The organism is Actinomadura meyerae (assembly GCF_900188445.1).
Taxonomy (GTDB): Bacteria; Actinomycetota; Actinomycetes; order Streptosporangiales; family Streptosporangiaceae; genus Spirillospora; species Spirillospora meyerae.
This window is the reverse complement of sequence record NZ_FZOR01000007.1, coordinates 66171-91785: the sequence shown is the minus strand read 5'-3', so window position 1 is coordinate 91785 and position 25615 is coordinate 66171. Positions and strand designations below refer to the sequence as shown.

Below are 25615 nucleotides of genomic sequence, written 5' to 3'. Positions count from 1 at the left end.
GCGGGATGCCGGCGGAGACGGGACCGCCGGGCGGCACCCTGCCCGCGCGCGACGCGGACGTGCTGCTCGGCCGGGTCGCGCGCGGCGACGAGCGCGCGTTCGAGGAGCTGTACGACGTGGCGGCACCGGCGGTGTTCGGGCTGGCGCGGCGGGTCGTCCGCGACCCCGCGATGGCGGAGGAGGTGGCGCAGGAGGTGATGATCGAGGTGTGGCGGTCCGCGGCCCGCTACGACCCCGCGCGCGGCGGCGCCATGGCGTGGATCGCGACGATCGCGCACCGCCGGGCCGTGGACCGGGTGCGGCGCGAGCAGGCCGCGGGCGAGCGCGAGGCGCGCGCGGCCCGCGAGGGCGAGGGCGGCGCGGGGTCCGGCGGCGCGCCCGACCCGGTGGCCGAGCGGGTCGAGACCCGGCTGGAGCACGAGCGGGTGCGGCGCTGCCTGCGGACGCTCACCCGCCTGCAGCGCGAGTCGGTGACGCTCGCCTACTACGGCGGCCACACCTACCGCGAGGTCGCGGCCCTGGTCGGGGCGCCGCCCAACACCGTCCGGACCCGGATGCGCGACGGCATCATCCGGCTGCGCGACTGCCTGGGGGTGGCGGGATGAGCGACGAACCGCACGCCCTCGCCGGCGCGTACGCGCTGGACGCGATCGACGACGCGGCGGAGCGGCGGCTCTTCGAGGCGCACCTCGCGGGCTGCGAGGCGTGCGCGACCGAGCTGCGCGAGTTCCGGGAGACGACGGCCCGGCTTGCCATGGCGGCGGCCGAGGCTCCCCCGGCGGCGCTGCGCGGCCGGGTGCTGGCGGGCATCCGGGACGTCCGGCAGCTCCCGCCCGCGGCCTCAGCGGCCCCCGCGGCGCCGGCGCGCCGGGCCGCTCCGAGCGCGTCCCGGCCGCGGCGGTGGCGGCGCGCGGTCGCCGCCGGGCTGGCGGCCGCCGCCTGCCTGGTGACGGCCGCGTCCGTCACCGCCGTGGTCCGCGAACGGCACCGGGTGGAGCGGACGGAGGCCGCGTACCGGGAGGTCGCCTCGGTGCTGTCCGCGCCGGACGCGCGCACCGCCACCGGACGCGCCGCCGGAGGCGGGACGGTCACGATCGTCGCGTCCGCGCTGCGGGGGCGGGTCGTCGTCTCGGCGTCCGGGCTGCGGGCGCTGCCGCCGTCGCAGGCGTACCAGCTGTGGCTGATCGACCGGAGCGGCCCTCGCTCGGCGGGCCTGCTGCCCGCCGGCCGGACGGACCCGGTCGTCGCCGGGACCTGGCGCCCCGCCGACAAGCTCGGCGTCACCGTCGAGCCCGCCGGCGGCTCCGCGCGCCCGACCACGGAACCGCTCGTCCTGCTCAGCCCCGCCTGACCTGTGCCGCCGCCCGGCGATATGTGATCATTGCCGGCATGTCGGTGCACGTTCCGCTGGGTCCGCTGCTGGAGCCCGCGTTCCACATCGGGACCGTCCCCACCACCTGGGCGGAGCTGCTCGGCTTCGCGACCGGCGCGGTGAACGTGTGGCTGGTCGTCCGGCAGAACATCCTGAACTGGCCGATCGGCATCGCGAACGTGATCCTGCTCGGGCTGGTGTTCCTGGACGGCGGCCTGTACGCCGACGCCGGGCTCCAGGTCGTCTACGTCGCGCTCCAGCTGTACGGGTGGTGGGTGTGGCTGTACGGCGGCGAGGGCCGGGACGCGCTCCCCGTGCGGCGGACGCGGCGGGCCGAATGGGCGGGCCTCGTCGCGGCGGGCGCCGCCGGAACCGCCCTGCTGACCTGGGCGCTGTCGGAGTGGACCGACTCGACCGTGCCGTTCTGGGACGCCCTCACCACCTCGATCTCGCTCATGGCGACCTACGGGCAGTCGCGCAAGCTGCTGGAGTCGTGGTGGCTGTGGATCACCGCCGACCTCGTCTACATCCCGCTCTACCTCTACAAGGACCTCAAGCTCACCGGCGTCCTGTACGTCATCTTCCTGGCGCTGTGCGTGTCCGGGCTGCTGGCCTGGCGCCGCGACCTGCGGTCCCGCCCGGCGGACGCGGCGGCCGCGGCGGCGTGAGGTACGCGCACGGGCTGGTGATCGGCAAGTTCTACCCGCCGCACGCCGGCCACCACCACCTGATCGACACCGCGGCGGCGGCGTGCGCCCGGGTCAGCGTGGTCGTCGCCGCGTCCAGCGTGGAGAGCGTCCCGCTCGCACTGCGGACGGCGTGGCTGCGCGAGGCGCACCGGCAGCCGAACGTCGAGGTCTTCCCGGTCGTGGACGACGCGGAGATCGACTACGAGTCGGGCGAGGCCTGGTCGGCGCACGTCGCGGCGTTCCGGGCGGGGCTCGCGATGCGGTCGGGCCTCGGCGTCTCCGTCCCGCCGGTGGACGCGGTGTTCAGCTCCGAGGCGTACGGGCCCGAGCTGGCGGAGCGCTTCTCCGCCGTGCACGTGCCGGTCGACCCGCCGCGCGAGCGCTTCCCGGTCAGCGGCACCGCCGTCCGGGCGGACCCGGTGGCGCACTGGGAGTTCCTGTCGCCGCCCGTCCGGGCGTACCTGGCGCGGCGGGTCGTGGTGGTCGGCGCGGAGTCGACCGGGACGACGACGCTCGCCCGCGCGCTCGCCGCGCACTACGCGGAGCGCGGCGGGGTGTGGGCCGCGACCCGGTGGGTGCCCGAGTACGGCCGGACGTACACCGAGGAGAAACTGGCCGCCGCGCGCCGCGCCACCGGCGACCCGTCGCTGTGGCTGGACGGCCTGACCTGGGAGAGCGCCGAGTTCACGGAGATCGCCGAACGGCACGCGGCGCTGGAGGACGCGGCGGCCCGGTCGGGGTCGCCGCTGCTGGTCTGCGACACCGACGCCTTCGCGACCGTCGTGTGGCACGAGCGCTACCTCGGGACGCCGGCGCCGGAGGTGGAGGCCGTCCACGAGCGCGTCCCGCACCATCTGTGGATCCTGGCGTCGCCGGAGGGTGTCCCGTTCGAGCAGGATGGCTGGCGCGACGGCGAGTCGATCCGCCGGTGGATGTCGGACCGCTTCCGGGAGGAACTCGAGAAGCGGCGCCTGCCGCACATCACCGTGGCGGGCCCGCACGAACGCCGCCTGGCCGACGCCGTCGCCGCGACCGACGCCCTGCTCGCCGAGGGCTGGACCTTCGGCGAACCGCTGACCCCCTAGCCCCCGGGCCTGGCCGGACAGCTGTAGAGCATCTTCGAGATGAGGAACTCCTTGATGTCGGCCATCACCGCGTACTCGATGAAGATGCCGGAGCTCTCGACGAGGAGGCTGTAGACGCCCGGCTCGGCCTGCGGCCTGCCCGGAGGAGCCGAGCCCCGGTCGACCGCCGCCCCCGCCCCGGCCGCGAAGTCACAGAAGAAGTCGACGAAGAAGCCCCGCAGCGAGGGCATCGACTCCATGACCTCGCACACCGACTCCGAGCAGAAGACGGTCCAGCCGCCCTTGACGGTGGTCACCCGGCGTCATCGCCGCGCAGCCGCCAGCGGGCGCGGAGCTCGTCCAGCGAGACCTTCTTCCCCGCCCGCATCTCGGCGATCGCCTCGGCGCGCCGCGCCTCGCGGTCGGGGATCTGCGCGAAGTGCGCCTCGGCCCACCAGCCGTCCAGGACGTCCTCGTACTCGTCCTCCTCCTCGGCGGCGGTGATCTCCGCGAGGAACTCGGCGCGCCGCTCTTCGGACAGCCAGGCGGCGATGCCCGCGATCGTCCGCGGGACCCGGTGGACCTGGCCCGGAAGGAGAGGCTCGACCGGTTGTGCGCTCATGTCGCTCCCGTCCGTCTCGTACAGTCCCCGCTCGCCCGTACCACCGGGACCCTACAACCCGCCGCCGACAGGACCGGGGAGGTCACGTCGCGGCGCGGCGGTCGAGGCGGAAGAGGTCCTCGTCGATCCGGTCGAGCGCGAGCCGGACGGCGCCGAGCCCGACCGCCTCGTCCCCCAGCCGGGAGCCCTCGACCCGGACCGGGGCCGGGCACAGCGGCCGGACCAGCCGGCGCAGCTCGGCGACCAGCGGGCCGCCGGCCGTGCCGAGCGGCCCGGCCACCACGATCATCTCGGGGTCGAGCGCGAGGGCCACCGCGGCCACGCCCCGGGACATCCGGGCGGCGAGCGCGTTCACCCGCGCCGTCGCCGCCGCGTCGCCGGCGGCCGCCGCCTCCAGCACCCGCACCGCCCCGTCCAGGGACGGCTCCCCCGCCAGCGCCGCGGCGGTGTCGCGCAGCCCCAGCTCGGGCAGCATGCCGACCTCCCCGGCGGCGCCGTGGCGGCCCCGGTGCAGCCGGCCCCCGATCAGCGCGCCCGTCCCGGCGTCCAGCGCGGCGTACACGCACACGACGTCGTCGGCGGCGCGGGCGGCGCCGACCCACCGCTCGGCCAGCGCGGCGAGGTTGGCGTCGTTCTCCACGAGGACGGGGCAGCGGAACGAGCGGCCCAGCTCGCAGGCCAGGCGCACCCCCGCCCAGCCCGGCGGCACCGTGCAGGAGGTGACCGTCCCGTCCGGGGCGACGACGCCGGGGGTGCCGGCGGCGACCGCCCACAGCGACCGGCGGCCGACCCGCACCGCGCCCAGGCACGCCGTGACCGCGGCGCGCACCGCCGCGATCCGCTCCGCCGCCGGGGCCCGCGGGTCGAGCGGGGCGCCGCGTCCGCCGATGACCTCGCCGGTGAGGTCGGCGACGAGCAGCCGCACCCGGTGCGCGCGGACGTCGATGCCGAGCGCGTACCCCGCCTCGGCGCGGAACCGGTACCGGCGCGCGGGACGGCCGAGCCCGGCACCGGGGCGCGGCGCGTCCTCGGCGGCCAGCCCGCGGCGGATCAGCTCGCCGAGCACGCCCTCGGTCGTCGGCCGCGACAGCCCGACCCGCGCCGCCAGCTCCGACAGCGTCGCCTCGCCGCCGTCGCGCAGCGCCCGCAGGGTCGCGGCGGCGTTGAGGCGGCGGAGCACCGAGGGATCTCCCCCGTGCAGCGGATGTTGCGACACGGCACCTCTCGACGGCGATCGGCGCCCGGGGTCGCCCGGCGCCGGGCTGCGCCAAGGATAGCCAGGTCAGCGGGCTTGATCGAGATTTCGGCTACCCGTAGGTCAGGCCGTAGCCGAACGGGAAGAGCGGCTTCTTGCCGTCGCCCCTGTTGATGGGCTCCTGGTCGCCGCTGCGCATCCACGTCACCGGGAGCTTCCCGCGCGGCTCGGCGTCGCCGTACAGGACGTCGGCGACCCCCTGCCCCTCCGTGCCCGGCAACCACGCCGCGACCAGCGCGTCCCACTTCGGCAGGTGGGCGGCGACGTCCAGCGGTCGGCCCGACACCAGCACCACGATCACCGGGACGCCCGAGGCGCGCAGCCGGTCGATGGTCCGCAGATCGGCCTCGTCCAGGCGGAGGCCGTCCGTCCGGTCGCCGTGGTACTCCGCGTACGGGGTCTCCCCCACCACGGCTATCGCCGCGTCATAGGACGGGTCGATGCCGCCGCCGTCCTTGCTGTAGGTGATGGTCGCGCCCCGGTCGGCGGCCTTGCGGATGCCGTCCAGGATCGTCGTGCCCGGGGTGATCGGCCCCGGCTCGCCCTGCCAGGTGATCGTCCAGCCGCCGGACTGCATGCCGATGTCGTCCGCGCTGCGGCCAGCGACGAACACCTTGTCGTCACCGGCCAGCGGCAGCACGTCCTCGTTCTTCAGCAGCACCTGCGACTCGGCGACCGCCTGCCGCGCCAGCTCGCGGTGCGCCGCGCTGCCGACCGCCGCCAGGTGCGACCGGTCCGCCATGGGCCGCTCGAACAGGCCCATCTCGAACTTCTTGGTCAGGATGCGGCGGTTCGCGTCGTCGATGCGCGCCATCGGGACGTCGCCCTTCTGCACCTCGTCCCGCAGGTACTCCAGGAACCGGCGCCACTCCGCCGGCACCATGACCATGTCGATGCCGGCGTTGACCGCGGCGGCGACCTCGTCCCGGGTGAATCCGGGCTTGCCGTCGATCTCGTCGATGCCGTTGTAGTCCGACACCACGAACCCGCCGAAGCCCAGCTCGCCCTTCAGCACGTCCGTGATCAGGTACTTGTTCTGGTGCATCTTCAGCCCGTTCCACGAGCTGTAGGAGACCATCACGGAGCCGACACCGCGCTTCACCGCGGCCTGGAACGGCGCCAGGTGCAGCGCGCGCAGCTCCTTCTCCGGCAGCCGGACGTCACCCCGGTCGTCGCCGCCCACGGTGCCGCCGTCCCCGACGTAGTGCTTCGCCGTGGCCAGCACCGACGTGGGCCCGCTGAGCGTGGATCCCTGGAGCCCGTCGATGACCGTCGTCATCATCGTCGGCAGCTCGGGCACCTCGCCGAACGACTCGTACGTGCGTCCCCACCGGTCGTCGCGGGCGACGCAGACGCACGGGGCGAAGTTCCAGTCGACGCCCGTCCCCGCCATCTCCGCCGCGGTCGCGGCACCGATCCTCCTGACCAGCGCCGGGTCGCGGGTGGCGCCGAGCCCGATGTTGTGCGGGAAGATCGTCGCGCCGACCATGTTGTTGTGGCCGTGCACGGCGTCCACGCCGTACATGAGCGGGACGCGCAGCGGCGCGGCGAGCGCGGCCCGCTGGAACCCGTCGTACATGTCCGCCCAGTTCTCCGGCGTGTTCGGCACGGGCGCCGACCCGCCGCTGGACAGCACCGACCCGATCCGGTATCGGGTGACCTCGTCGTGGGTGATGTACCTGCGCTCCGGCTGCGTCATCTGGCCGAGCTTGTCCGCCAGGCTCATCCGGCCGAGCAGGTCGGCGACCCGGTCCTGGACGGACAGGTGCGGGTCCAGGTAGGGGGCGGGCCCCGGCTGCGCCCGCACCGGCCCGCCGTAGGCGGCGAGCGCCAGCACCCCCAGCACGCCGAACGCGAGGAGCCGGGACCGCATCGCTTGCAGGGAGGTGCCCATGCGGAGAGCATTTCCAGGGTTGATCAAACGCAACCCAACCGGATGTCCGGGCATGAGCAATTTCTGGCGGTCCCCACCACGGACAAAGGGCCCTCGATCGGGATCGAACCGACACCTCCAGGACCACAACCTGGCGTGCAGACCACTACACCACGAAGGCCGTGTCTCCGGCAGGAATCGAACCTGCGACCTCCGGGTCCGCAACCCGGCGCGCTCTCCACTGCGCCACGGAGACGTGCCAGGTGCAGGAATCGAACCTGCCTACCGCGGGCTATGAATCCGCCGGACACACCAGCGTCCCCACCTGGCGCGGAGGGTGCGAGACTCGAACTCGCGCAGGGTCGCCCCTGACGACGGCTTAGCAAGCCGCTGCCTTCCCACTCGGCCAACCCTCCGGGAAAACAAAAGACCGCCCGCGGCCTGCGGGCGGTCGGCGTCAGAACGCGCTGATCACGTCCTTCGACGACTCCCGAGACCGGAAGGGCTGCTGCTGTGCATTCGATGGCTTCGCATTTCCCTCTCCTCTCGGTCTCGTATCGTGCAACGCCCATGCTGCCGCGACGATTCCCGCCCGGCAACCCATTTACAGGCGCCTCAGACCGCGGACCTGGACGCCTCCACCGCCGCGCTCAGTGCGCGGAGCGCGTGGTAGACGCGGACCTTGACCACGTCCACCGGCACCCCCAGCGAGGCGGCGGCCTCGTTGACCGACCGGTCCCGGAAGACGGTCTCGGTGAGGATCTCGCGGTGCGCGGACGGCAGCCTCTGGAAGGCCCGGGCGACCACCGCGGGGCGCATCCGCTGCCCCGCCGAACCGGGGCCGGACGAACCGGTGTGCTTACCCATGCGCAGTGCCACGCCAAGAACCTCGCACCCCACCGCCCCAAGCGCCCGCCCCTTATGCCCGCGTTAAGGAAGCGCTCAGGAGGACTTATCCGCCCTCCATTCGCGTGGGTCTCAAGCGGCCCCCCAGAGAGCCATTCACCTGCGAAAACACGGGAGCGAAGGCAGAGCTACCCCTGAATGCTCCAGATGGCGCTCAGGAATCGAGGGGGGTTGGGGTGAGGGGGGTGTCGGAGGTCAGGAGGGCCAGGGCGGCGGCGCCGTAGAGGCCGGCGTCCCGGTCGAGGGTGGTGGCGGTGATGTTCAGGTCGCGGAGGTGGGGCATGCCGGCGCGTTCGGCGATGGCCTTGCGGAGGGGGTCGAGGAGGAGGTCGCCAGAGGCGGCGACGCCGCCGCCGATGACGACGTCGCCGACGTCCAGGACGGCGGCGACGCCGAGGATCGCGGTGGCGAGGGCGGCGGCGGCGCGCTGGAAGGCGGCGAGGGGGATGCGGGCGCCGGCGCGGGCGGCGGTGGCGAGGGCCTTGGCGTCGGGGCGGCCGGTCGCGAGGGTCCAGCCCTGGGCGAGCGCCCAGCGGACCATGCTGGGGCCGCCGGCGACCGTCTCCAGGCAGCCGCGGGCGCCGCAGATGCAGGGCTCGCCCTCCGGGTCGACGAGGACGTGGCCGATGTGGCCGGCGTTGCCGGTGCGGCCCGTCCAGGGGCGGCCGTCGAGGATGAGGCCGCCGCCGACGCCGGTCGACACGACGATGCCGAGCAGGGACGGGGCGCCGTGGCCGCCGCGCCACCATTCGCCGAGCGCCATGCACTGGGCGTCGCCGGCGAGGGAGACGGGGACGCCGGAAACAAGCCGCTGGACGGCGGCGACGAGGGGGTAGCCGCGCCAGCGGGGGATGTTGATGGGGCTGACCGTGCCGGCGGCGGTGTCGATCGGGCCCGCCGAGCCGATGCCGACGGCGGTGACGGACGGGTCGGCGAAGTCGGCGACGAGGCCGCGGAGGGTGGCGGTGGGCGACTGGCCGACGGGGTGCTCGGCGCGGTCGAGGAGCGTTCCGGACGGGTCGACGCGGGCGACGGCGAACTTGGTGCCGCCGATGTCGAGCGCGAGGACGGTCATGACCCGATCCCCGGCAGGACGCGGTAGAGCGTGCCTTTTCCGGTGAGGTGGACCGCGGGGGCGCCGGCGGGGACGAACGCCGCCTCTCCCCTGCCGAGGGTCAGGGTGCCGGTGGTGGTGAGCGTCGCCTCGCCTTCGAGGCAGAGGAGCGTCTGGGGCAGGCCGGTGGGCAGGTCGGCGGCGTCGGCGAGGTCGTGGCGGACGAGGGTGAACTCGTCGGCGCCGGCCCGGTACAGCTCGCCCGCGGGGTCGACCCTGGCGGGTGCGGACGGGGCGAACTCGACGACGCGCATCAGTTCGGGGACGTCCACGTGCTTCCCGGTGAGGCCGCAGCGCAGGACGTTGTCGGAGTTCGCCATGACCTCGATCGCGAGGCCGCCGAGGTAGGAGTGCGGGACGCCGGCGTCCAGGAAGAGGGCCTCGCCGGGCTTCAGCTCGACGTGGTTGAGCAGGAGCGCGGCGAGGACGCCGGGGTCGCCGGGGTAGGCGCGGGCGATGTCGGCGTAGACGCCGGTGAGGGCGGGCTCGACCGCTTTGCGGATCGGGGCGGAGCTCGCGTCCAGCATCTGGGTGAGGACGGTGCGCAGGGCGCGCGCGGGCGGTTCGGTGCGGAGCGCGCCGGCCCAGGGGCGCAGCTCGGGGACGGCGAGGTCGTCGAGGAGGGCCGCCGTCGCGGTGGGCTCGCGGAAACCGCACAGGCCGTGGAAGTCGGTGAGGGCGCAGACCATCTCGGGCTTGTGGAACGGGTCCTTGTAGGTGCGGGCGGGGTCGTCGAGCGGGATGCCGCGCTCCTCTTCGGCGGCGAAGCCCGCCTCCGCCTGCGCCATGGTGGGGTGCACCTGGAGGGAGAGCGGTTTCTCGACCGCCAGCACCTTGAGCAGGTAGGGCAGCGTGGGGCCGAAGCGGGCCATCGAGGGCGCGCCGAGCATCCGGGCCGGGTCGCGTTCGATGAGGACGTTGAGCGGCGTCCCGTCCACCGACGACGGGGCGGCCGGGTGCGCGCCCGCCCACAGTTCGGCCTGCGGGCGCCCGGTCGGCTCGGTGCCGAGCAGCTCCGGCAACGCGGTGCGCGACCCCCAGTCGTAGGGCCGGATCACGGTGGACAGCGGCAGGGGCACCAACCCGCGCGTTCTCCTTACTCGGTGCGCCACGTCGGGAGGTCGGCGCTCGTGAGGGACAGCGTACAAGCGCCCGGGAGCGGCGGGCACAGGCCCCGCCCGAGTGATCGTTCCGGCGGGACGGGGGGCGCGCTACCGGCGCGTCTGGGCGAGGGCGGCCAGCAGGGCCGCGGCGCAGGACGCCCAGGCCAGGGCCGCGTAGCCGCCCGCCGACAGGACGGCGGTGGACGCGAGGCTCGCGGCGGCGGCGATCGTCCAGACGGCGGCGTCGACGGCGCCCTCGACGTGCGGGCGGTCCGCCTCGGGGAGGTCGCGGGCGAGCCGGCCGCTGCCGCCGACGAAGCACAGGTTCCAGCCGTAGCCGAGCAGGAACAGCGCCGCGGCGCGTCCCGCGGAGCCGGGCGCGACGGCCGCGAGCGCGGTGGAGAACGCCAGGGTGAGCAGCCCTCCGAGGATCACGGGACGGGCGCCGAAGCGGTCGAAGAGGCGGCCCGTGACCGGTGAGAGCGCGAACATGCCGAGGGTGTGGGCGGACAGCGTCATCCCGACGGCGTCCAGGCCGTCGCCGTGCAGGTGCATGTCGAGCGGGGCGGCGGTCATGACGGCGACCATCACGACCTGCGCGGTCACCATGACCGCAAGGGCGGACCGCGCGGCCGGGGTCCGGACGAGCCCGCGCACCGGCAGCGGCCGCGCGGTGGTGCCCGGCCGTGCGCCGGGGACGCCGGCCGCGGCGACGGCGGCGACCGCGCAGGTGAGGACGGCGAGCAGGAACGGGCCGGTCAGCGGGGAGAGCCCGGCGTCCCCGGCGAGGGCGCCGGACGGGTCGAGCAGCAGCGGCCCGCCGACGGCGCCGGCGGCGGACGACCACACGACGAGGCCGATGGCGAATCCGCGCCGCCCGGCCGGGTACTGGTCGGCGGCCGCGTACCGGGACAGCTGGGCGCCCGCGTTGCCGAGGCCGAGCAGGAGCATGCCGGCGCACAGCCCCGCGACGTCGCCGTCCGCGACCGCGGCGGCGGCCAGGCAGGCGCCGGCCGCCGCGGCGGCGTAGCCGAGGACGAAGGCGGCGCGGCGGCCCAGCCGGCGGGTGAGCCGGGTCAGCAGGAGCGCCCCGGCGCCCGTCCCGACGATGCCGGCGGTGCCGGGGACGCCGCCCCAGCCGGTGCCGAGCCGGTCGCCGGCGACGAGGGTGCCGGTCGCGCTCGCGACCGCCATGGACGCGTTCATCAGCGCGGTTCCCGAGCAGAGGGCCGCCATCGGTGCCGAGCGTTTCGCCATCCCTTAACGCTATGAAGGCCGGTCTCGGGAGAGAATGGGCGATCACTGGCGATCGGCGCCTTCTGCTTCTAGTTTGCAAGGAATTCCGGCGGAAGGACTTTGCCCGTGGACAGGGAACTCGATCAGACCGACTGGCGGATCCTCGCGGAGTTGCAGCGGGACGGGCGGCTGTCGTTCAACCGCCTGGCGGGGCTCGTCAACCTCTCCGCCCCGGCGGTCGCGGAGCGGGTGCGGCGGCTGGAGGAGTCCGGAGTGATCACCGGGTACGCGGCGCGGGTCGATCCGGCGCGGGTCGGGCAGCCGCTCACCGCGTTCGTGCAGATGCGCTGCGCGCTCGGCCGCTGCCTGCTGAAGACGACCGCCGCGGAGGACCTGCCGGAGGTCACCGAGGTGCACAAGCTGAGCGGGAACTGGTGCTCGATGCTCAGGGTGCGGGTCGGGTCGATGGCGCATCTGGAGGGGCTGCTGGAGCGGCTCGGCGAGCACGGCGAGATGAACTCGCACATCGTGCTGTCGACCGCGTTCGAGGGGCGCGCCGTCGAGCCGCCGGTCCCGGGCGCGCGGACGGTCACGGCCTCGGAGGGCTGGACCCGGTAGGTCGCTCCGGGCCTGGCAGCCTGCGGGCCCCTGGACCCGGTGGCTCGCCCCCGCGGACGCCGGAGAAATGGTTGAATCGTGCGCTATGTGGCACTCGTCACTGCGTTCCATGGCCTGGCGGCGGAGGTATCAGCCCGGTGTCCCCGGCGATATCGACATCCCGGACATCCCCGTCACACGGCTCCTCGACGATGCCGCCGACCGGTACCCGCGCCGGCCCGCCCTGATCTTCTTCGGGCGGCGGCTCTGCTACCGCGAGCTGCGCGAGGCGGTGGACCGGTTCGCCGACGGCCTGCACCGGCTCGGCGTGCAGCCCGGCGACCGGGTCGCGCTGATCCTGCCGAACTGCCCGCAGATGGTCATCGCGTTCTACGCGGTGCTGCGCCGCGGCGCCATCGCCGTCCAGCACAACCCGCTCTACACCGAGGAGGAGATGCTCCGGCAGCTCGCCGACTGCGGTGCGCGGGTCGCCGTCGTGCTGGACCGGTCCTTCGCGACGGTGCGGGCCGTGCGGTCCCGGCTGCGGCTCGACCACATCGTGGTGACGTCGCTCGTCGACTACCTGCCAGCGCCGCGGCGGCTCATGCTGCGGCTGCCGCTGGTGCAGATGCAGCGGCGCCGCGCGGCCATCGCGGCGGACGTGCCGGACGATCCGGGCGTCGTCCCGTTCCGCGAGTTGCAGCGGCCGCCGCGGCGGCACGTGCGGCAGCTCCCGCTGGACCCGTCCCGGCACCTGGCGGCGATCCAGTACACCGGCGGGACGGAGGGCCGCCCGAAGGGCGCGATGCTGACGCACCGCAACCTCGTCGCGAACGCCTGCCAGCAGCACGCCTGGGACCTCGACGGGCGCCCCGCCACGGACGTGACGCTCGCGGTGCTGCCGCTGTTCCACTCGTTCGGGCTGATGAGCTGCCTGGTCGCGCCGGTGATGACGGCGGGCGCGGTGGTGCTGCTGCCGCGCTACGACGGCGACCGGGTGGTGCGCGCGATCCGCAGGTACCGGCCGACGATCTTCCCGGGCGTGCCGACGCTGTACGAGCAGGTGCTCGACAGCCCCCGGTTCCGGCCGTCGGACCTGCGGTCGCTGCGCATCTACATCTCCGGCGCGATGGACATGGCGCAGAGCACCATCGACCGGCTGGAGCGGCTCGGCGCCAAGGGGCTGACCAACTGCTACGGGCTCTCCGAGGCGTCCCCGGCCATCACCGCGAACCCGCTGGACGGCACCGCCCGGAACCTGACCGTCGGGCTGCCGCTGCCGTCGACGGACGTGGTCGTCGTCGACCAGGACGAGCCGACGCGGGTGCTGCCGCCCGGCGAGGCCGGGGAGCTGGTCGTGCGCGGGCCGCAGGTCTTCGCCGGCTACTGGAACGCGCCGCTCGCGACCGCGCAGACCCTGTCGAAGGGGTGGCTGCGCACGGGTGACATCGGCGTGATGGACGAGGAGGGTTTCATCACCATCCTGGCCCGCCTGCGGGACATGATGAAGGTGAACGGCTTCACCGTGTTCCCGACCGAGGTGGAGAAGGTGCTGCGCCGCCATCCCGCCGTCTACGACTGCGCGGTGGTCGGCGTGCCGGACGCGCGGCGCGGGGAGCGCATCATCGCGCACGTGGTGGAGCATCCCGCCTACCCTTTCTCGGCCGACGAGCTGCGGCGGCACTGCAAGCGCTACCTGTCGCGCTACAAGGTGCCGTCGGAGTTCCTCCCGCGTACCGAACTGCCCAGGAACCTGTTGGGAAAGGTCGTCCGGCAGCGGCTGCGGGACGAGTTCGCCGCCTCCGCGCAAGGGCGGAGCGGTGCGGCGCGGAGTGGTTGACTGGGCGGGTGCAGACCGAGACCGTCCAGTCCGGGCTCTTCTCCCGGCTCGTTGAGATCGGGCGCGCTTCCGCCCCCGCCGGCGCGGCATCGGGCCCCGCCGAAGCGGCATCGGGAGACGCGTCGCCGGAGACGCTGTACGACCGGCACGGTGTGCTCGTGGTGCGCGTCGGTGACGTAGTGGTCAAGGCGCATCAGGCCGACCGCGAGCATGGGGCTCCGTTCCTGGCGCGTATCAGGTTGGCGGCCACGCTCCCGGACCTTCTCCTGGGGCCGGCAGGTGCGCCCCTCACCGTGGACGGCCGGACGGTCACGATCGCCTCGTACGGCGACCCGGTCGACCCGAACCAAGCACTCCCTTGGGAGGAGGGGGCGCGGCTTCTGGCGGCGCTCCATGCGGAGGCCGTCCCGGCAGACGCACCGCATTGGGGACGTCCGACCCGTGTGGCACGCCTCATCTCACAGGTCGGCGAAGGCCCCGCCCCGGACGCGGTGAAGCGCGCGTTCGCCACCCTTCCCGCATGGATACGCGGTGAGGAGGACGAGCCCCCGGCACGGACGCAGCACCTCATCCACGGCGACTGGCACCTGGGCCAGATGGTCCGCGCGCGCGACGGCCGCTGGCGGCTCATCGACATCGAGGACCTGGGCAGGGGCGACCCGGCGTGGGACCTCGCCCGCCCCGCCGCGCTCTACTCAGCCGGAGTCCTGCACCCGGACGAGTGGACGCGATTCCTCGGCGCGTACACGGCGGCCGGGGGCCCGGCGGTCCCCGCGCAGGGCGACCCCTGGACGAGCCTGGACATACCCGCCCGAAGTCTTGCGATCCAGATCGCGGCCACGTGCGTCATATCCGCGGAGAGGGATGATCGTGCCCTGGACGGGCCGGAGCAGGCGATGATCGATGCCTGCGTGAGAATATCCGCGGCGGGGGACGCGGCATGACGTGGCGCGAAACCTGCCCTACATTTAGCCTCTACCTGGGGATCCAGACCGGAAGGACGACAGGCGATGCACTGCCCTAAGTGTCGTGGCGTGATGCGGACCTACACCCGCAGCGGCGTCCACATCGAGCAATGTGACAGCTGCCGGGGCATCTTCCTCGACTACGGCGAGCTGGAGGCCCTGAGCCAGATGGAGTCGCAGTACCGGGCGGCCCCGCCACCGCCCGCCGCGGCACCGGGATGGAGCGCGCCGGCGGCGGTGCACCACCATCACCACGGCGGGCACCACCGCCCGTACCACGGCAGTGTCTTCCACATGCTGTTCTCGACCTGACGCGTCCCGCAAGGCCCGCCCCCCTCGCCGAGGGGCGGGCCTTGTGCGTCCGGGGCCGGGCGCGTCCGGGGCCGGGCACGTCCGGGGCCGGGCCCGGCCGTCCGGACTACAGGCGCGGGTCGACGGGCTCGGACTCCAGCGCCAGCACGGCGAACACCGCCTGGTGCACGCGCCACAGCGGCTCCCCCGCGGCGAGCCGGTCGAGCGCCTCGGCGCCGAGCGCGTGCTCGCGCATCGCCAGCGACCGCTTCCGGCCGAGCGACCTGCGGCGCAGCCGGTCGAGGTGCTCCGGCTCGCGGTAGTCGGGGCCGTAGATGATCCGCAGGTACTCCGGCCCCCGGCACTTGACGCCGGGCTGGATCTTCGCGCCTTCGGGGACGGGCCCCAGCGGCTTGACGACCATGCCCTCGCCGCCGGAGGCGGTGAGCTCCTCCCACCATGCGGTGACGGCGGCCTCCGACTCCGGCGACCCCAGGTCGGCGGTCACCGAGGCCGTCCGCTTGACGAGCCCGCTCGCGTCGCCGTCCGCGAGCCGCGCCGCCACCGACATGTGCCACTCGTGGTCGCGTGCGTCCGCCCAGGCACGGCCCTCACCCGCGAGGATCTGGAACGGGGCGAACTTCAGCCCGTCCAGGCCGTCCACCGTCCAGCAGTACCGCGCGTAGGCGTCCCTGAAGCGGGACGCGTTGGCGGCGCGCCGGTCGATGTGCTCGCGCAGGCCGCCGAGGTCGAGCCCGCGCGCCTCCGCGCGCGCGAGAGCGTCGGCCGCCATCGGCAGGGCAGCGCGGGCCGCCGCCCCGGTCGCCGCGTACTGGGTGCGGATGAGCTCCATGGCCTTCGCCGACCACGGCATCAGCTCGCCGTCGATGACGAGCCATCCGGTGTCCAGCTCGTCCCAGAGCCCGGCGGCGCCGATCGCGGCGCGCAGCCGCTCCAGCACCTCGGACGTGCGGGACGGGTCGCGGAAGAACGCGCGCCCGGTGCGGGTGTAGAGGGCGCCGGTCGTCCCGTCCGCCACTCCGAAGCGCTCGGCCGCCACGGCCACGTCGCGGCAGACGACGGCCACGGCGCGCGAGCCCATGTGCTTCTCCTCGCACACGACCCGGGCCACGCCCTTGTCCCGGTAGGCGGCGAGGGCCTCGGCGGGATGCTCCAGGTAGCCCGGCAGCGCCGAGGTCTCGGCGGGCGCCATGGTGGGCGGCAGGTAGACGAGCCAGCGTGGGTCGACCGCGAACCGGCTCATCACCTCCAGCGCCGCCCGCGCGTTCTCCTCGCGGACGGAGACGCGGCCCATGAGCCGGGTCTCGACCCCCTGGTTGCCGAGGACGTCGCCGATGTTGAGGACCTCGTTCTCCCGCGAGCCGCCCCGAGCCGGGGCCTCCAGGGGACGCGTCGGCTCGTACCAGACCTGCCGGGCCGGGACCGACACCAGCTCGCGTTCCGGATAGCGCAGCGCGGTCAGCTTCCCGCCGAACACGGCCCCGGTGTCCAGGCAGATGGTGTTGTTGACCCACTCCGCCTCCGGGACGGGAGTGTGCCCGTACACGACCATGGCCTTGCCCCGGTAGTCGCGCGCCCACGGGTACCGGACGGGAAGCCCGTACTCGTCGGTCTCCCCCGTGGTGTCTCCGTAGAGCGCGAACGAGCGGACCCGTCCGGACGACCGTCCGTGGTAAGCCTCCTTGAGCCCGGCGTGGGCCACGACCAGGCGGCCGTCGTCCAGCATGTAGTGGCTGATGAGTCCGTCCATGAACTCCAGCGCGCGCTTGCGGAAGTCGTCGTCCTCGGCGGCGAACTGCTCCAGGGAGTTCTCCAGGCCGTGCGCCACGCGCACCTTGCGTCCGCGCAGTGCACGGACGAGCTTCGCCTCGTGGTTACCCGAGACGCACAGCGCGTCGCCCGTCGCGACCATGCCCATGACGAGCCGCAGGACGCCCGGCGAGTCGGGCCCGCGGTCGACGAGGTCGCCGACGAAGACGGCCGTCCGCCCGCCGGGGTGGTTCGCGCCGCAGGGCCGCCCCTCCGCGTCCCGCTCGATCTCGTAGCCGAGGCCGGTGAGGAGGTCCTCCAGCTCCGCGCGGCAGCCGTGCACGTCGCCGACGATGTCGAACGGGCCGGTGAGCTCCCGCTTGTCGTTCCACGCCTTCTCGCGGACGATCGTCGCGGCGTCGATCTCCTCCGCGCCGGTCAGCACGTAGTGGCGGCGGAACGCGCGGGCCAGGTCCCGCATCCCGCGCCGCAGCTCCCGGCGCTGGCGCGGGATCACGTGCGGCGGCAGGTTGCGGTCGGGCCGGGTCGCGTTCCGCTCGGCGGCGAGGCTCTCCGGCACGTCCAGGACGATCGCGACGGACAGGACATCGTGCTCCTTGGCGATCCGCAGCAGCGCCTCGCGCGCCTTCGGCTGCACGTTCGTCGCGTCCACCACGGTCAGCAGGCCGCGCCGCAGCCGCGTGCCCACGATGTAGTGGAGCAGGTCGAACGCGTCGGCGCTCGCGGACTGGTCGTTCTCGTCGTCCGACACGACGCCGCGGCAGAAGTCGGACGACACCACCTGCGTCGGGGCGAAGTGCTTGCGCGCGAAGTGGGACTTGCCGGAGCCGGTCACGCCGACCAGCACGACGAGCCCCGCCTCCGGGACCTTGATCTCGGTCATCGGGTGAAGACCCCCATCTGGGTGGGCGCGCCGACCTCGGGGTCGTCGTCGCCCACGGGAACGTGGCGGACGCGGTAGCCGTGCTCTCCGGCGACCCGGCCCGCCCAGGCGCGGAACTCGGCCCGCGTCCATTCGAAGCGGTGGTCGGAGTGGCGCATCGCGCCCGGCGCGAGGCCCTCGTAGCGGACGTTGTACTCGGCGTTCGGGGTCGTGACGACGACCACGCGGGGCGCGGCGTGCCCGAACACCACCCGCTCGACGGCGCCGAGACGGGGCGGGTCGACGTGCTCGATGACCTCCATCAGCACCGCCGCCTCGTAGCCTGCGAACCGCTCGTCGGCGTAGGTGAGCGCGCCCTGGAACACGTCCCGGACGCGTCCGCCCCGCTCGCCCTGCCGCGTGTGCGGCCCGTCGTCCCAGCGCAGCCGCCGCCAGGCGTGGCTCAGCGCGCGGTGCGAGACGTCCGCTCCGGCGATCTCGCTGAAGAAGTCGTCCTTGGCGAGCATCGCCACCAGCTTCCCCGAGCCGCAGCCGAGGTCGATGACGCGCCGGGCGTCCTCGTCGCGCAGCGCCTGCACGACCGCCTGGAGGCGGCGCTCCGCGAGCGGGACCGTCCGGTCCTCCTCGGCAGGTGGCGCCTGCTCCTCCTCGGCGGGAGCCGCGTCTCCGTCGGCGCGGGACGCGTGCTCTTCCTCGACCTGCACGGGGTCGAGCTCCTCGTCGGAGGCGTCCTCGGCGTCGGCGAGGCGGCCCAGCGCGGTGCGGACGAGCGCGCGCCGGTTGGCCAGGTAGCGCCGGGTGATGGCGCCCCGGTCGGGGTGCGCGGCGAGCCAGCCCTCCCCCGCCCGGACGAGCTTGTCGACCTCGTCGGGCGCGAGCCAGTAGTGCTTGGAGTCGTCCAGGACGGGCAGCAGCACGTAGAGCTGGTTGAGCGCGTCGGCGAGCCGCAGCGTCCCGGTCAGCGTCAGCGTCACGTACCGGGAGTCGCCCCACGCGGCGAACTCCGGGTCGAGCGGGACGGGCACGGCCGACACGTCCCAGCCGAGCGGCCCGAAGAACCGGGCGGCCTGCTCCGGCCCGCCCCGGCACGGCAGGGCCGGCAGGACGACCTCCAGCGGGATCGGCGCGCGCACCAGCTCGGGGCGCGCGGCGCACCGGCCGCGCATCGCGGTGCGGAAGACGCCGGCCATGGCGGACGCGAGCAGCGACGACGCCGCGTAGGGGCGGTCGTTCACGTACTGGCCGAGGGAGAAGTCCGGCGTGCCTCTGCCCCGCGTCCGCACGAGCGCGACCGGGTCGACGTCCAGGAGCAGCGCCGCCGTGCAGCGCCGCTCGCCGGCCTCGGGGTAGAAGACGTGCGCCGTGCCGAAGGACTGCTCGAAGCGCTGCACCCGCTCCGGATGCTTGTGCAGGAGGAATCCCAGGTCCGACGCCTGGTCCATGGTCGTGGTGATCGTCAGAAGCACGCGCCCAGTGTGGCGGACATAACCGGGTGATCCGCATTCCTTTTTCCGGAAGAATGCGGCGCGATATGAGCAGACACCCACGCCGCATGACCGCCCAGGAGACCGTGGCCATCATGGAACGCGGCGGATACACCGCGCCCTCCGGTCGCACCGTCTCGATCGCGGACGACCTCGCGCGCGCCGTCGAGAGCACGGTCCTGTACCGCCCTGGCGAGCTGGACGCGCTCCTGGCCGGGCCACCCGGCGGCGAGGCCGTGCGGACGCGCGTCGAGGTGACCGGCGAGACGACCCTCGCCGCCGCGCGCAGGCTGTGCGGCGGGGCCGCCGACCCGCTCGCGCTCAACTTCGCGTCCGCGAAGAACCCGGGCGGCGGCTTCCTCAACGGGGCGCACGCCCAGGAGGAGGGGCTGGCGCGCTCGTCCGGCCTCTACGCGTCGCTGCGGTCGGCCAGGGAGTTCTACGACTTCCACCGCGCCCAGCGCGACCTCCTCTACAGCGACCACATGATCTACTCGCCCGGCGTGCCGGTGTTCCGGGACGACGCCGGGCGGCTGCTCGACGAGCCGTACGGCGTGGCGTTCCTGACGTCCCCGGCGCCGAACCGCGGCGCGATCCGGGACGGCGCGGCGGCCGCGCGGATCCCGGAGGTGCTCCGGCTGCGGGCCCGCAAGGTGCTCGCCGTCGCGCTCGCGCGCGGGCACGGGCGGCTGGTCCTCGGCGCGTGGGGGTGTGGCGTGTTCCGCAACGACCCGGACGAGGTCGCGGCGGCGTTCGCCGAGCCGCTGCGCCCCGGCGGCGAGTTCGCCGGACGCTTCGAGCACGTCGTGTTCGCCGTGTGGGACACCGCCGTTGGCTCCCCGAGGCACGCCGCCTTCGAGCGGGCGTTCAGCGCCTTCGCCTAGTCCGGACGCTTCCCCCCTTCGGCGTAGGACGCGATGCCCCGGACGAGGAGGTCGAGCCCGAACTCGAACCGCCCGTCCCCGCTCTCGCCGGTGAGCTCGTCCACCATGCCGACGAGGTGCGGGTAGCGCTCGGGCGGCAGGGCGGCGAAGTACTCCCTGACCTGCTCCAGGTACGCCTGCATGTGCTCCCACGGGTTCTCGCCCTCCGGCGTCCGCGCCACGTAGACCGTGTCCTCGATGGCGTCGGCGTCGAGGAACATGCCGAGGGTGTCGACGGCGATCCCCGCCATCTCCTTCGGGACGCCGCCGGCCCGCATGAGGGCGATCTGCGCCTCGGCGATGTCCAGCAGGTGGGGGCCGGTGGGGATGAGCCCGATCGAGACCATCGCGATGTCGCGGTGCGAGGTGTAGACGCGGCGGATCTCGCGGGCCAGCTCCTTGAGCTGCTCCTGCCAGCGCGCCGGGTCGGGGACGGGCAGCCGGACCTCGGCGGCGATCCGGTCGAGCATCAGCTCGCGCAGCTCCTCCTTGCCGGAGACGTGCGCGTAGAGGGACGCGGGCCCGGTGCCCAGCTCCTGCGCGACGCGGCGCATGGTGACCGCCTCCAGCCCTTCGGCGTCCAGGACGCGGATCGCCGTCTCGACGATGGCCTCCTGGGTGAGCGGGCGGCGCGGCGGCCCGGCCCTGCGGGGCCTGCGCCCGGGCGGTGTCGGCAGCGCTTCGCTGGCCACGGCGGACCTCCCCATCTCGCGATACATCTTGACAATCGCGATACGCGATATATCTTCTCTCTTGGCGAGAGAAACTCGGCTACTCGAACATCGTACTTGACACGAACGCCGTTCCTTCTTTAGAACAGTGTTCGTTGATACGAACGCTGTTCCTCCCCTCCCCATGGAGACCACCATGACGACACTCACGTCCCCCGCCAAGGGCGTCGCGGAAGCCGGCTACCGCTGGCGCTGGGTCGCCCTGTTCGTGATCCTCGCCGGCGAGGTCATGGACATGCTGGACGCGCTGATCACCAACATCGCGGCGCCCACGATCCGGGCCGAGCTGGGCGGATCCGCCGCCACCATCCAGTGGCTCGCCGCCGGCTACACCCTGGCCATGGCGGTCGGCCTCATCACCGGCGGCCGCCTCGGCGACCTCTACGGACGCAGGCGCATGTTCCTCGTCGGCGCGGCCGGCTTCACGCTCGGCTCGCTGCTGTGCGGCGTGGCCGTGTCCCCCGGGATGCTGGTCGGCGCCCGCGTCGTGCAGGGACTGTTCGGCGCGATGATGCTGCCGCAGGGCATCGGAATGATCAAGCAGATGTTCTCCGCCAAGGAGATGGGCGCCGCGTTCGGGCTGTTCGGCCCGGTGATGGGGCTGTCCTCGGTCGGCGGGCCGGTGCTGGCCGGCTGGCTGGTCGACGCCGACCTGTTCGGCACCGGCTGGCGGATGATCTTCCTGATCAACCTGCCGCTCGGCCTCGCCGCCGTGCTGGCCGGGCTGAAGTTCCTGCCGGAGGGGCGCGCCGAGCACGCGACCCGGCTCGACCTGACCGGCGCCGTCCTCGCGTCCGCCGCCGCCGGCCTGCTCGTCTACCCGATCGTCCAGGGCCGCGAGCACGACTGGCCGCTCTGGACGTTCCTGATGATGGGCGCCTCCCTGCTCGTCTGGGGCGCGTTCGCCTGGTACGAGGCCCGCAAGCAGCGCGGCGGCGGCGACCCGCTGATCGTGCCGAGCCTGTTCCGCAAGCGCGGCTTCACCGGCGGCCTGGTCGTCGGCCTGGTGTTCTTCTCCGGGATGGCGGGCCTCGGCCTCGTGCTGGCGCTGTTCTTCCAGCTGGGGCTCGGGTACTCCCCGCTGAAGGCGGGCCTCGCCCAGATCCCCTGGTCGGCCGGCATCATGGTCGGTTTCGGTGTCGCGCAGGCCGTGCAGCGCTTCGGCCGCACCGTCATCCACGCGGGCACCGCCGTCATGGCCGGCGGCATCGTCGCGACCTACGCCACGCTCCAGTACGCCGGGACCGGCGTCACGCCCTGGCAGCTCGTCCCCGCCCTGACCGTGACCGGCCTCGGCATGGGCATGCTGATGGCGCCGTTCTTCGACACCGTCCTCGCCGGCGTCGAGCCGGAGGAGACCGGGTCGGCGGGCGGCACGCTCACCGCCGTCCAGCAGCTCGGCAGCGCGCTCGGCGCCGCCGTCCTCGGCACGGTGTTCTTCGGCCTGCTCGGCGGGCACGTCGCGAGCGCCGCCGACGACGGAGCGGCCGCGCTGCGCCGCGACCTCGCCGCCGCGTCCGTCCCCGCCCCGCTGCCGGACCGCGTCGTCACCGGCCTGCGCGACTGCGGCCACGACCGCGCCACCGCGAAGGACTCCGCCGCCGTCCCCGCGTCCTGCCGCCGGCTGGAGGGCGACGTCGGGGCCGCGATCGCCGCCGCGCCGCAGTCGGCGCCCGCCGTGCGGAAGGCCGTCGCGGCGGCCGCCGAGGACTCGGCCAAGAACGGCTTCAGCGACGCCATGAAGATCACTTTGTGGGTCGAGGTCGGGATGCTCGGCCTCACCTTCCTGGCGACCTTCCTGCTGCCGATGCACGCCCGGCCCGAGGAGGAGCCGGCGGAGGAGACCGTCTGACGAGAACACCGCCCGACGGAAACGGCAAGGCCCGCGACCGGGGGACGTCCCCGGCCGCGGGCCTTGTGGCGCGTCACACCTTGCTCATGACCTCCGCGGCCAGCAGCTCCAGGTGGTCCAGGTCGTGCATGTCGAGAACCTGCAGGTAGAGGCGCTCCGCGCCCAGCTCCGCGAACCGGCCGATCTTGTCGACCAGCTCGCCGGGCGTCCCGGCCAGGCCGTTGTCGCGCAGCTCGGACACCTCCCGCCCGATCGCGTCGGCCCGGCGCTTCACCTCGGCCTCGTCCCGGCCGCAGCACACGACCTGGGCGGCGGAGTAGACCATCGGCTTCGTCCGGCCGGCCTCGGCGCACGCGGCGCGGACCCGGCCGAACGCCTCCCCCGTTTCCTGCACCTGGTGGAACGGGACGTTGTACTCGTCGGCGTAGCGGGCCGCGAGCCGCGGCGTCCGCTTCGCCCCGACCCCGCCGATGATGATCGGCGGGCCGCCCGCCTGCGCCGGCTTCGGCAGCGCGGGCGAATCGGCCAGCGTGTAGTGGGCGCCGCTGTAGGAGAACGTCTCCCCGGCGGGCGTCCCCCACAGCCCGGTGATGATGTCGAGCTGCTCCTCCAGCCGCTCGAACCGCTCCCCCAGGCTCGGGAACGGGATGCCGTAGGCGGTGTGCTCCTGGTCGAACCAGCCCGTCCCGAGCCCGAGGTCGACCCGGCCGCCGCTCATCTGGTCGACCTGCGCGACCGCGATGGCGAGCGGCCCCGGGTACCGGAACGTCGCCGCCGTCACCAGCGTGCCGAGCCTGATCCGGCTCGTCTCGCGGGCCAGCGCGCCCAGGGTGACCCACGAGTCGGTCGGGCCCGGCTCGCCGCTGACGTCTCCCATCTTGACGAAGTGGTCGGACCGGAAGAACGCGTCGAAGCCGAGGTCCTCGGCCGCCTTGGCGACCGCCAGCTGCGTGTCATAGCTCGCCCCCTGCTGGGGCTCAGTGAAGATTCGAAGACGCATGGTTCCCATCCTGGTACCCGTCCCGCCCTGGTCGCGCCACCGGGTGCCGCGGCGTGTACGGGATCTCCGCGCCGGACCGGGCCGTCGCCGGGGCCCGCTCCGGCAGCGCCAGAACGGCGGTCCGCGCGACGCGGACGGCCGGGAAGCGGTGGGTGACCCGGTTGCGGCCCCACACCGCCGTCCCGCGCGGACTGATCCTCGCCCCCGGCTTCGCGCGCCTGGTGACCTTCGCCCGGATCGTGCCGGTGGCCTCCTCGCCCTTCTCCAGGGTGCCGAGACAGCAATAGACCTTCTGCCCGGCGGACTTGCAGTGCTTCTCCCCCGAGACGTACGCCAGCGTCCTCGGCAACGTCGCCTTGAACGCCGCCTTCCCGCGCGTCCCCTTGCCCCTGGCGGCGACCGTGAACGTCCACGTGTAGGTGCGACCGGGAACGACGGCCTGCTTGGGGCTCCGCATGCGCAGCGACATCACCCGCGCCTCGTGCTTCCAGCCCTTGTGCTTGGAGCCTTTCGAGCCCTTGTGCTTCGAGCTCTCGTGCTTGGAAGGCTTGTGTTTGGAAGGCTTGTGTTTGGAAGGCTTGTGCTTGGAAGGCTTGTGCTTAGAGGACTTGTGCTTGTGAGCCTTGTGCTTGTGAGCCGGTTTGGAGTGGCTCCCCTTGTCCCCCTTGTGCGCCGATGGCCCGGGGCCGTCGGCGTGCGCCGCCGGGACCGCACCCAGCAGCGGGACGGCGACCAGCAGCGCCAGCCCCCGCCCCTTCAGTGTCCAGACCATGTTGAGACCCCCGTGGCCTGCGGTTTCGTTACGGATACGTCCGTTCTAGCGAGCGCCGCACCGGCCACCTAGCGCCGTGTCGGCGTGTCGCCGCGGACACCGTCCACCGGGCCCGCCCGGCGCGCGCACCGAACTGCGAACCTGCCCAATGTGCTGCGGCCTCCGCCGCGGAGGTAGTTGAATCGGCCGGGACCGACACCCGACCCATGGAGCTGACATGGCAGTCTTCGGCGTCGACTACGCGTGGGGGCGCCCCGGCACCACCGCGCTGAAGCGGGCCGGGGCGAAGTTCGCGTGCCGCTACCTGTCCCACGACACGACCGGTAAGAACCTGACCCGTGCCGAGGCGGACGACCTGTCGAGCGCGGGCATCTGGCTGGTGGTCGTCTGGGAGACCAGCGCGAAGCGCCCCCTCGACGGACGTTCAGCGGGCGTCGCGGACGCCAGGGACGCGGCCGCGCAGGCCAAGGCGTGCGGCATGCCCGACGGGCGCCCCATCTACTTCGCCGCCGACTGGGACGCCTCCGCGTCCCAGCAGGACGAGATCAACGCCTACCTCGACGGCGTCGCCAGCGTCATCGGCCGCGACCGCGTCGGCCTCTACGCGGGCTACGGCCCGATGAAGCGCGCCTTCGACGCCGGGAAGATCACCTACGGCTGGCAGACGTACGCGTGGTCCGGGGGCCGCTGGGACGCCCGCGCGCAGCTCCAGCAGTACTCCAACGACCACACCATCAACGGCGTCGGCGTCGACTACGACCGCGCCGTGAAGAGCGACTACGGGCAGTGGCGCGTCGGCGACGCACCCTCGGGCGGTGACACGCCCGACTACGTCTCGGTGGGCGCCGCCGCGGGCCAGCAGCTCCCGCCGGGCCAGTGGACGGCCATCGACTGGGCCTACGAGTACTCCGACTCCGAGCACCAGCACTACGACAAGGGCGGCCCGGACATGCTGAACGGGTCCGCCCAGTACAGCTTGTCCGTCACCGCCACCGTGCGGGGCGTCCCGGCGGGCACCCTCCTGCAGGCCCGCGCCATCGAGGTCGAGGCCGCGGACGCGAGCAGGTACGAGGTCGGGCCCGTCCAGGACTTCGTCTCCGCCGGGGACACGACCTACCTGCTCTACGGCGTCTCCGCCGACGTGGTCGGCACGGGGCACCGCCTGCGCGTGCAGGTCGTCCAGCACGGCACCGCCCCGGCGACCCTCCAGAGCGCCACCGCGAAGGCCCTGTTCTGGCGCTGACGCCGCGGG

The 25615-nt window shown here is 73.9% G+C and carries 24 protein-coding genes and 4 tRNA genes; 11 read left to right on the top strand and 17 right to left on the bottom strand.

Features of this window, described 5'->3' with window-relative positions; translation table 11 throughout:
* Nucleotides 1–5: 5 nt before the first annotated feature.
* Genes sigK through CHF16_RS10065 form a run of 4 tightly spaced genes read left to right on the top strand, consistent with a single transcriptional unit; the run spans nucleotide 6 to nucleotide 3146 of the window.
* Entirely contained in the window at nucleotides 6–605 is a 600-nt protein-coding gene (gene sigK, locus CHF16_RS10080; RefSeq protein WP_089325678.1) for an ECF RNA polymerase sigma factor SigK, read from the top strand.
* Nucleotides 602–1351: an anti-sigma factor gene (locus CHF16_RS10075; protein WP_089325677.1), complete on the top strand. Its 750-nt coding sequence runs from the start codon at nucleotides 602–604 to the stop codon at nucleotides 1349–1351. Before sigK ends, CHF16_RS10075 begins: the two co-directional genes overlap by 4 nt.
* 38 nt (nucleotides 1352–1389) lie before the next feature.
* Complete coding sequence (gene pnuC, locus CHF16_RS10070) at nucleotides 1390–2040, top strand: nicotinamide riboside transporter PnuC (protein ID WP_089325676.1); 651 nt, start codon at nucleotides 1390–1392, stop codon at nucleotides 2038–2040.
* Entirely contained in the window at nucleotides 2037–3146 is a 1110-nt protein-coding gene (locus CHF16_RS10065; protein WP_089325675.1) for an AAA family ATPase, read from the top strand. The genes pnuC and CHF16_RS10065 overlap by 4 nt, the downstream gene beginning before the upstream one ends.
* Here CHF16_RS10065 and CHF16_RS10060 read toward each other — a convergent pair.
* The 12 genes from CHF16_RS10060 to CHF16_RS10010 all read right to left on the bottom strand — a co-directional run bounded on the left by CHF16_RS10060 (nucleotide 3143) and on the right by CHF16_RS10010 (nucleotide 11255).
* Nucleotides 3143–3442 (bottom strand): hypothetical protein, encoded by a 300-nt coding sequence (locus CHF16_RS10060; protein ID WP_089325674.1) that lies wholly within the window; start codon nucleotides 3440–3442, stop codon nucleotides 3143–3145. The genes CHF16_RS10065 and CHF16_RS10060 overlap by 4 nt on opposite strands.
* Nucleotides 3439–3747 carry a hypothetical protein gene (locus CHF16_RS10055; RefSeq protein WP_089325673.1) on the bottom strand — a complete coding sequence of 103 codons (309 nt, stop codon included), beginning with the start codon at nucleotides 3745–3747 and terminating at the stop codon, nucleotides 3439–3441. Before CHF16_RS10055 ends, CHF16_RS10060 begins: the two co-directional genes overlap by 4 nt.
* An 82-nt stretch (nucleotides 3748–3829) precedes the next feature.
* Nucleotides 3830–4963: an ROK family transcriptional regulator gene (locus CHF16_RS10050; RefSeq protein WP_218826613.1), complete on the bottom strand. Its 1134-nt coding sequence runs from the start codon at nucleotides 4961–4963 to the stop codon at nucleotides 3830–3832.
* 91 nt (nucleotides 4964–5054) lie between these two features.
* A complete protein-coding gene (locus CHF16_RS10045) occupies nucleotides 5055–6896 on the bottom strand; it encodes a glycoside hydrolase family 3 protein (protein WP_245868331.1) in 1842 nt (613 codons plus the stop codon).
* A gap of 88 nt (nucleotides 6897–6984) precedes the next feature.
* Nucleotides 6985–7056: transfer RNA gene (locus CHF16_RS10040), tRNA-His, on the bottom strand.
* A gap of 2 nt (nucleotides 7057–7058) precedes the next feature.
* A tRNA-Arg gene (locus tag CHF16_RS10035) sits at nucleotides 7059–7131 on the bottom strand.
* A 1-nt stretch (nucleotide 7132) separates the two neighbouring features.
* Nucleotides 7133–7205, bottom strand: a tRNA-Met gene (locus CHF16_RS40185).
* Between the two features lies 1 nt (nucleotide 7206).
* Nucleotides 7207–7291 (bottom strand) — tRNA-Ser (locus CHF16_RS10030).
* Between the two features lie 199 nt (nucleotides 7292–7490).
* Nucleotides 7491–7754, bottom strand: a complete 264-nt coding sequence (locus CHF16_RS10025; protein WP_245868330.1) for a sigma factor-like helix-turn-helix DNA-binding protein — start codon at nucleotides 7752–7754, stop codon at nucleotides 7491–7493.
* A 181-nt stretch (nucleotides 7755–7935) separates the two neighbouring features.
* Complete coding sequence (locus CHF16_RS10020) at nucleotides 7936–8856, bottom strand: ROK family protein (RefSeq protein WP_089325671.1); 921 nt, start codon at nucleotides 8854–8856, stop codon at nucleotides 7936–7938.
* Nucleotides 8853–9974: a mannose-6-phosphate isomerase, class I gene (manA, locus tag CHF16_RS10015; RefSeq protein ID WP_342750085.1), complete on the bottom strand. Its 1122-nt coding sequence runs from the start codon at nucleotides 9972–9974 to the stop codon at nucleotides 8853–8855. Before manA ends, CHF16_RS10020 begins: the two co-directional genes overlap by 4 nt.
* 132 nt (nucleotides 9975–10106) lie before the next feature.
* On the bottom strand, nucleotides 10107–11255 hold the full coding sequence (locus CHF16_RS10010) for an MFS transporter (protein WP_089325670.1): 1149 nt from the start codon (nucleotides 11253–11255) through the stop codon (nucleotides 10107–10109).
* Between the two features lie 105 nt (nucleotides 11256–11360).
* Here CHF16_RS10010 and CHF16_RS10005 point away from each other — a divergent pair, with 105 nt between their 5' ends.
* From CHF16_RS10005 to CHF16_RS09990, 4 genes are all read left to right on the top strand, one after another.
* On the top strand, nucleotides 11361–11852 hold the full coding sequence (locus CHF16_RS10005) for an Lrp/AsnC family transcriptional regulator (RefSeq protein WP_218826612.1): 492 nt from the start codon (nucleotides 11361–11363) through the stop codon (nucleotides 11850–11852).
* Between the two features lie 109 nt (nucleotides 11853–11961).
* Nucleotides 11962–13671 (top strand): AMP-binding protein, encoded by a 1710-nt coding sequence (locus CHF16_RS10000; protein ID WP_089325795.1) that lies wholly within the window; start codon nucleotides 11962–11964, stop codon nucleotides 13669–13671.
* 8 nt (nucleotides 13672–13679) lie between these two features.
* Nucleotides 13680–14615 (top strand): phosphotransferase family protein, encoded by a 936-nt coding sequence (locus CHF16_RS09995; RefSeq protein ID WP_218826611.1) that lies wholly within the window; start codon nucleotides 13680–13682, stop codon nucleotides 14613–14615.
* A gap of 66 nt (nucleotides 14616–14681) precedes the next feature.
* A complete protein-coding gene (locus CHF16_RS09990) occupies nucleotides 14682–14948 on the top strand; it encodes a TFIIB-type zinc ribbon-containing protein (RefSeq protein ID WP_089325668.1) in 267 nt (88 codons plus the stop codon).
* Nucleotides 14949–15054: 106 nt separating this feature from the next.
* Here the strand turns inward: CHF16_RS09990 and CHF16_RS09985 are convergent, their stop codons facing one another.
* Both CHF16_RS09985 and CHF16_RS09980 read right to left on the bottom strand, forming a co-directional pair.
* Nucleotides 15055–17601, bottom strand: a complete 2547-nt coding sequence (locus CHF16_RS09985; RefSeq protein ID WP_089325667.1) for a polynucleotide kinase-phosphatase — start codon at nucleotides 17599–17601, stop codon at nucleotides 15055–15057.
* Nucleotides 17598–19067 (bottom strand): 3' terminal RNA ribose 2'-O-methyltransferase Hen1, encoded by a 1470-nt coding sequence (locus CHF16_RS09980; protein ID WP_089325666.1) that lies wholly within the window; start codon nucleotides 19065–19067, stop codon nucleotides 17598–17600. The genes CHF16_RS09985 and CHF16_RS09980 overlap by 4 nt, the downstream gene beginning before the upstream one ends.
* A gap of 86 nt (nucleotides 19068–19153) precedes the next feature.
* Here CHF16_RS09980 and CHF16_RS09975 point away from each other — a divergent pair, with 86 nt between their 5' ends.
* Nucleotides 19154–19969: a TIGR02452 family protein gene (locus CHF16_RS09975; protein WP_245868328.1), complete on the top strand. Its 816-nt coding sequence runs from the start codon at nucleotides 19154–19156 to the stop codon at nucleotides 19967–19969.
* Here the strand turns inward: CHF16_RS09975 and CHF16_RS09970 are convergent.
* Nucleotides 19966–20700 carry a TetR/AcrR family transcriptional regulator C-terminal domain-containing protein gene (locus CHF16_RS09970; RefSeq protein WP_245868327.1) on the bottom strand — a complete coding sequence of 245 codons (735 nt, stop codon included), beginning with the start codon at nucleotides 20698–20700 and terminating at the stop codon, nucleotides 19966–19968. The two genes, CHF16_RS09975 and CHF16_RS09970, sit on opposite strands and share 4 nt — an antisense overlap.
* 175 nt (nucleotides 20701–20875) lie before the next feature.
* Here CHF16_RS09970 and CHF16_RS09965 point away from each other — a divergent pair, with 175 nt between their 5' ends.
* On the top strand, nucleotides 20876–22591 hold the full coding sequence (locus tag CHF16_RS09965) for an MFS transporter (RefSeq protein ID WP_218826610.1): 1716 nt from the start codon (nucleotides 20876–20878) through the stop codon (nucleotides 22589–22591).
* Nucleotides 22592–22664: 73 nt separating this feature from the next.
* Here CHF16_RS09965 and CHF16_RS09960 read toward each other — a convergent pair whose 3' ends face one another.
* Together CHF16_RS09960 and CHF16_RS09955 are read right to left on the bottom strand one after the other, a co-directional pair.
* Nucleotides 22665–23591 carry an LLM class F420-dependent oxidoreductase gene (locus CHF16_RS09960; RefSeq protein ID WP_089325663.1) on the bottom strand — a complete coding sequence of 309 codons (927 nt, stop codon included), beginning with the start codon at nucleotides 23589–23591 and terminating at the stop codon, nucleotides 22665–22667.
* On the bottom strand, nucleotides 23569–24363 hold the full coding sequence (locus CHF16_RS09955) for a DUF11 domain-containing protein (RefSeq protein WP_089325662.1): 795 nt from the start codon (nucleotides 24361–24363) through the stop codon (nucleotides 23569–23571). Before CHF16_RS09955 ends, CHF16_RS09960 begins: the two co-directional genes overlap by 23 nt.
* Nucleotides 24364–24580: 217 nt before the next feature.
* Between CHF16_RS09955 and CHF16_RS09950 the strand changes: the two genes are divergently transcribed.
* Nucleotides 24581–25606 (top strand): glycoside hydrolase domain-containing protein, encoded by a 1026-nt coding sequence (locus CHF16_RS09950; RefSeq protein ID WP_089325661.1) that lies wholly within the window; start codon nucleotides 24581–24583, stop codon nucleotides 25604–25606.
* Nucleotides 25607–25615: the final 9 nt, after the last annotated feature.

What these genes read in the sequence shown, in the direction of transcription:
- CHF16_RS10055 (WP_089325673.1), bottom strand. Translation starts at nt 3,747, where the DNA reads ATGAGCGCACAACCGGTCGAGCCTCTCCTTCCGGGCCAGGTCCACCGG.
- CHF16_RS10045 (WP_245868331.1), bottom strand. Translation starts at nt 6,896, where the DNA reads ATGGGCACCTCCCTGCAAGCGATGCGGTCCCGGCTCCTCGCGTTCGGC.
- CHF16_RS09985 (WP_089325667.1), bottom strand. Translation starts at nt 17,601, where the DNA reads ATGACCGAGATCAAGGTCCCGGAGGCGGGGCTCGTCGTGCTGGTCGGC.
- CHF16_RS09990 (WP_089325668.1), top strand. Translation starts at nt 14,682, where the DNA reads ATGCACTGCCCTAAGTGTCGTGGCGTGATGCGGACCTACACCCGCAGC.
- CHF16_RS09955 (WP_089325662.1), bottom strand. Translation starts at nt 24,363, where the DNA reads ATGGTCTGGACACTGAAGGGGCGGGGGCTGGCGCTGCTGGTCGCCGTC.
- CHF16_RS09965 (WP_218826610.1), top strand. Translation starts at nt 20,876, where the DNA reads ATGACGACACTCACGTCCCCCGCCAAGGGCGTCGCGGAAGCCGGCTAC.
- sigK (WP_089325678.1), top strand. Translation starts at nt 6, where the DNA reads ATGCCGGCGGAGACGGGACCGCCGGGCGGCACCCTGCCCGCGCGCGAC.
- CHF16_RS09975 (WP_245868328.1), top strand. Translation starts at nt 19,154, where the DNA reads ATGACCGCCCAGGAGACCGTGGCCATCATGGAACGCGGCGGATACACC.
- CHF16_RS09960 (WP_089325663.1), bottom strand. Translation starts at nt 23,591, where the DNA reads ATGCGTCTTCGAATCTTCACTGAGCCCCAGCAGGGGGCGAGCTATGAC.
- CHF16_RS10075 (WP_089325677.1), top strand. Translation starts at nt 602, where the DNA reads ATGAGCGACGAACCGCACGCCCTCGCCGGCGCGTACGCGCTGGACGCG.
- CHF16_RS09950 (WP_089325661.1), top strand. Translation starts at nt 24,581, where the DNA reads ATGGCAGTCTTCGGCGTCGACTACGCGTGGGGGCGCCCCGGCACCACC.
- pnuC (WP_089325676.1), top strand. Translation starts at nt 1,390, where the DNA reads ATGTCGGTGCACGTTCCGCTGGGTCCGCTGCTGGAGCCCGCGTTCCAC.
- CHF16_RS10020 (WP_089325671.1), bottom strand. Translation starts at nt 8,856, where the DNA reads ATGACCGTCCTCGCGCTCGACATCGGCGGCACCAAGTTCGCCGTCGCC.
- CHF16_RS10010 (WP_089325670.1), bottom strand. Translation starts at nt 11,255, where the DNA reads ATGGCGAAACGCTCGGCACCGATGGCGGCCCTCTGCTCGGGAACCGCG.
- CHF16_RS10000 (WP_089325795.1), top strand. Translation starts at nt 11,962, where the DNA reads ATGGCCTGGCGGCGGAGGTATCAGCCCGGTGTCCCCGGCGATATCGAC.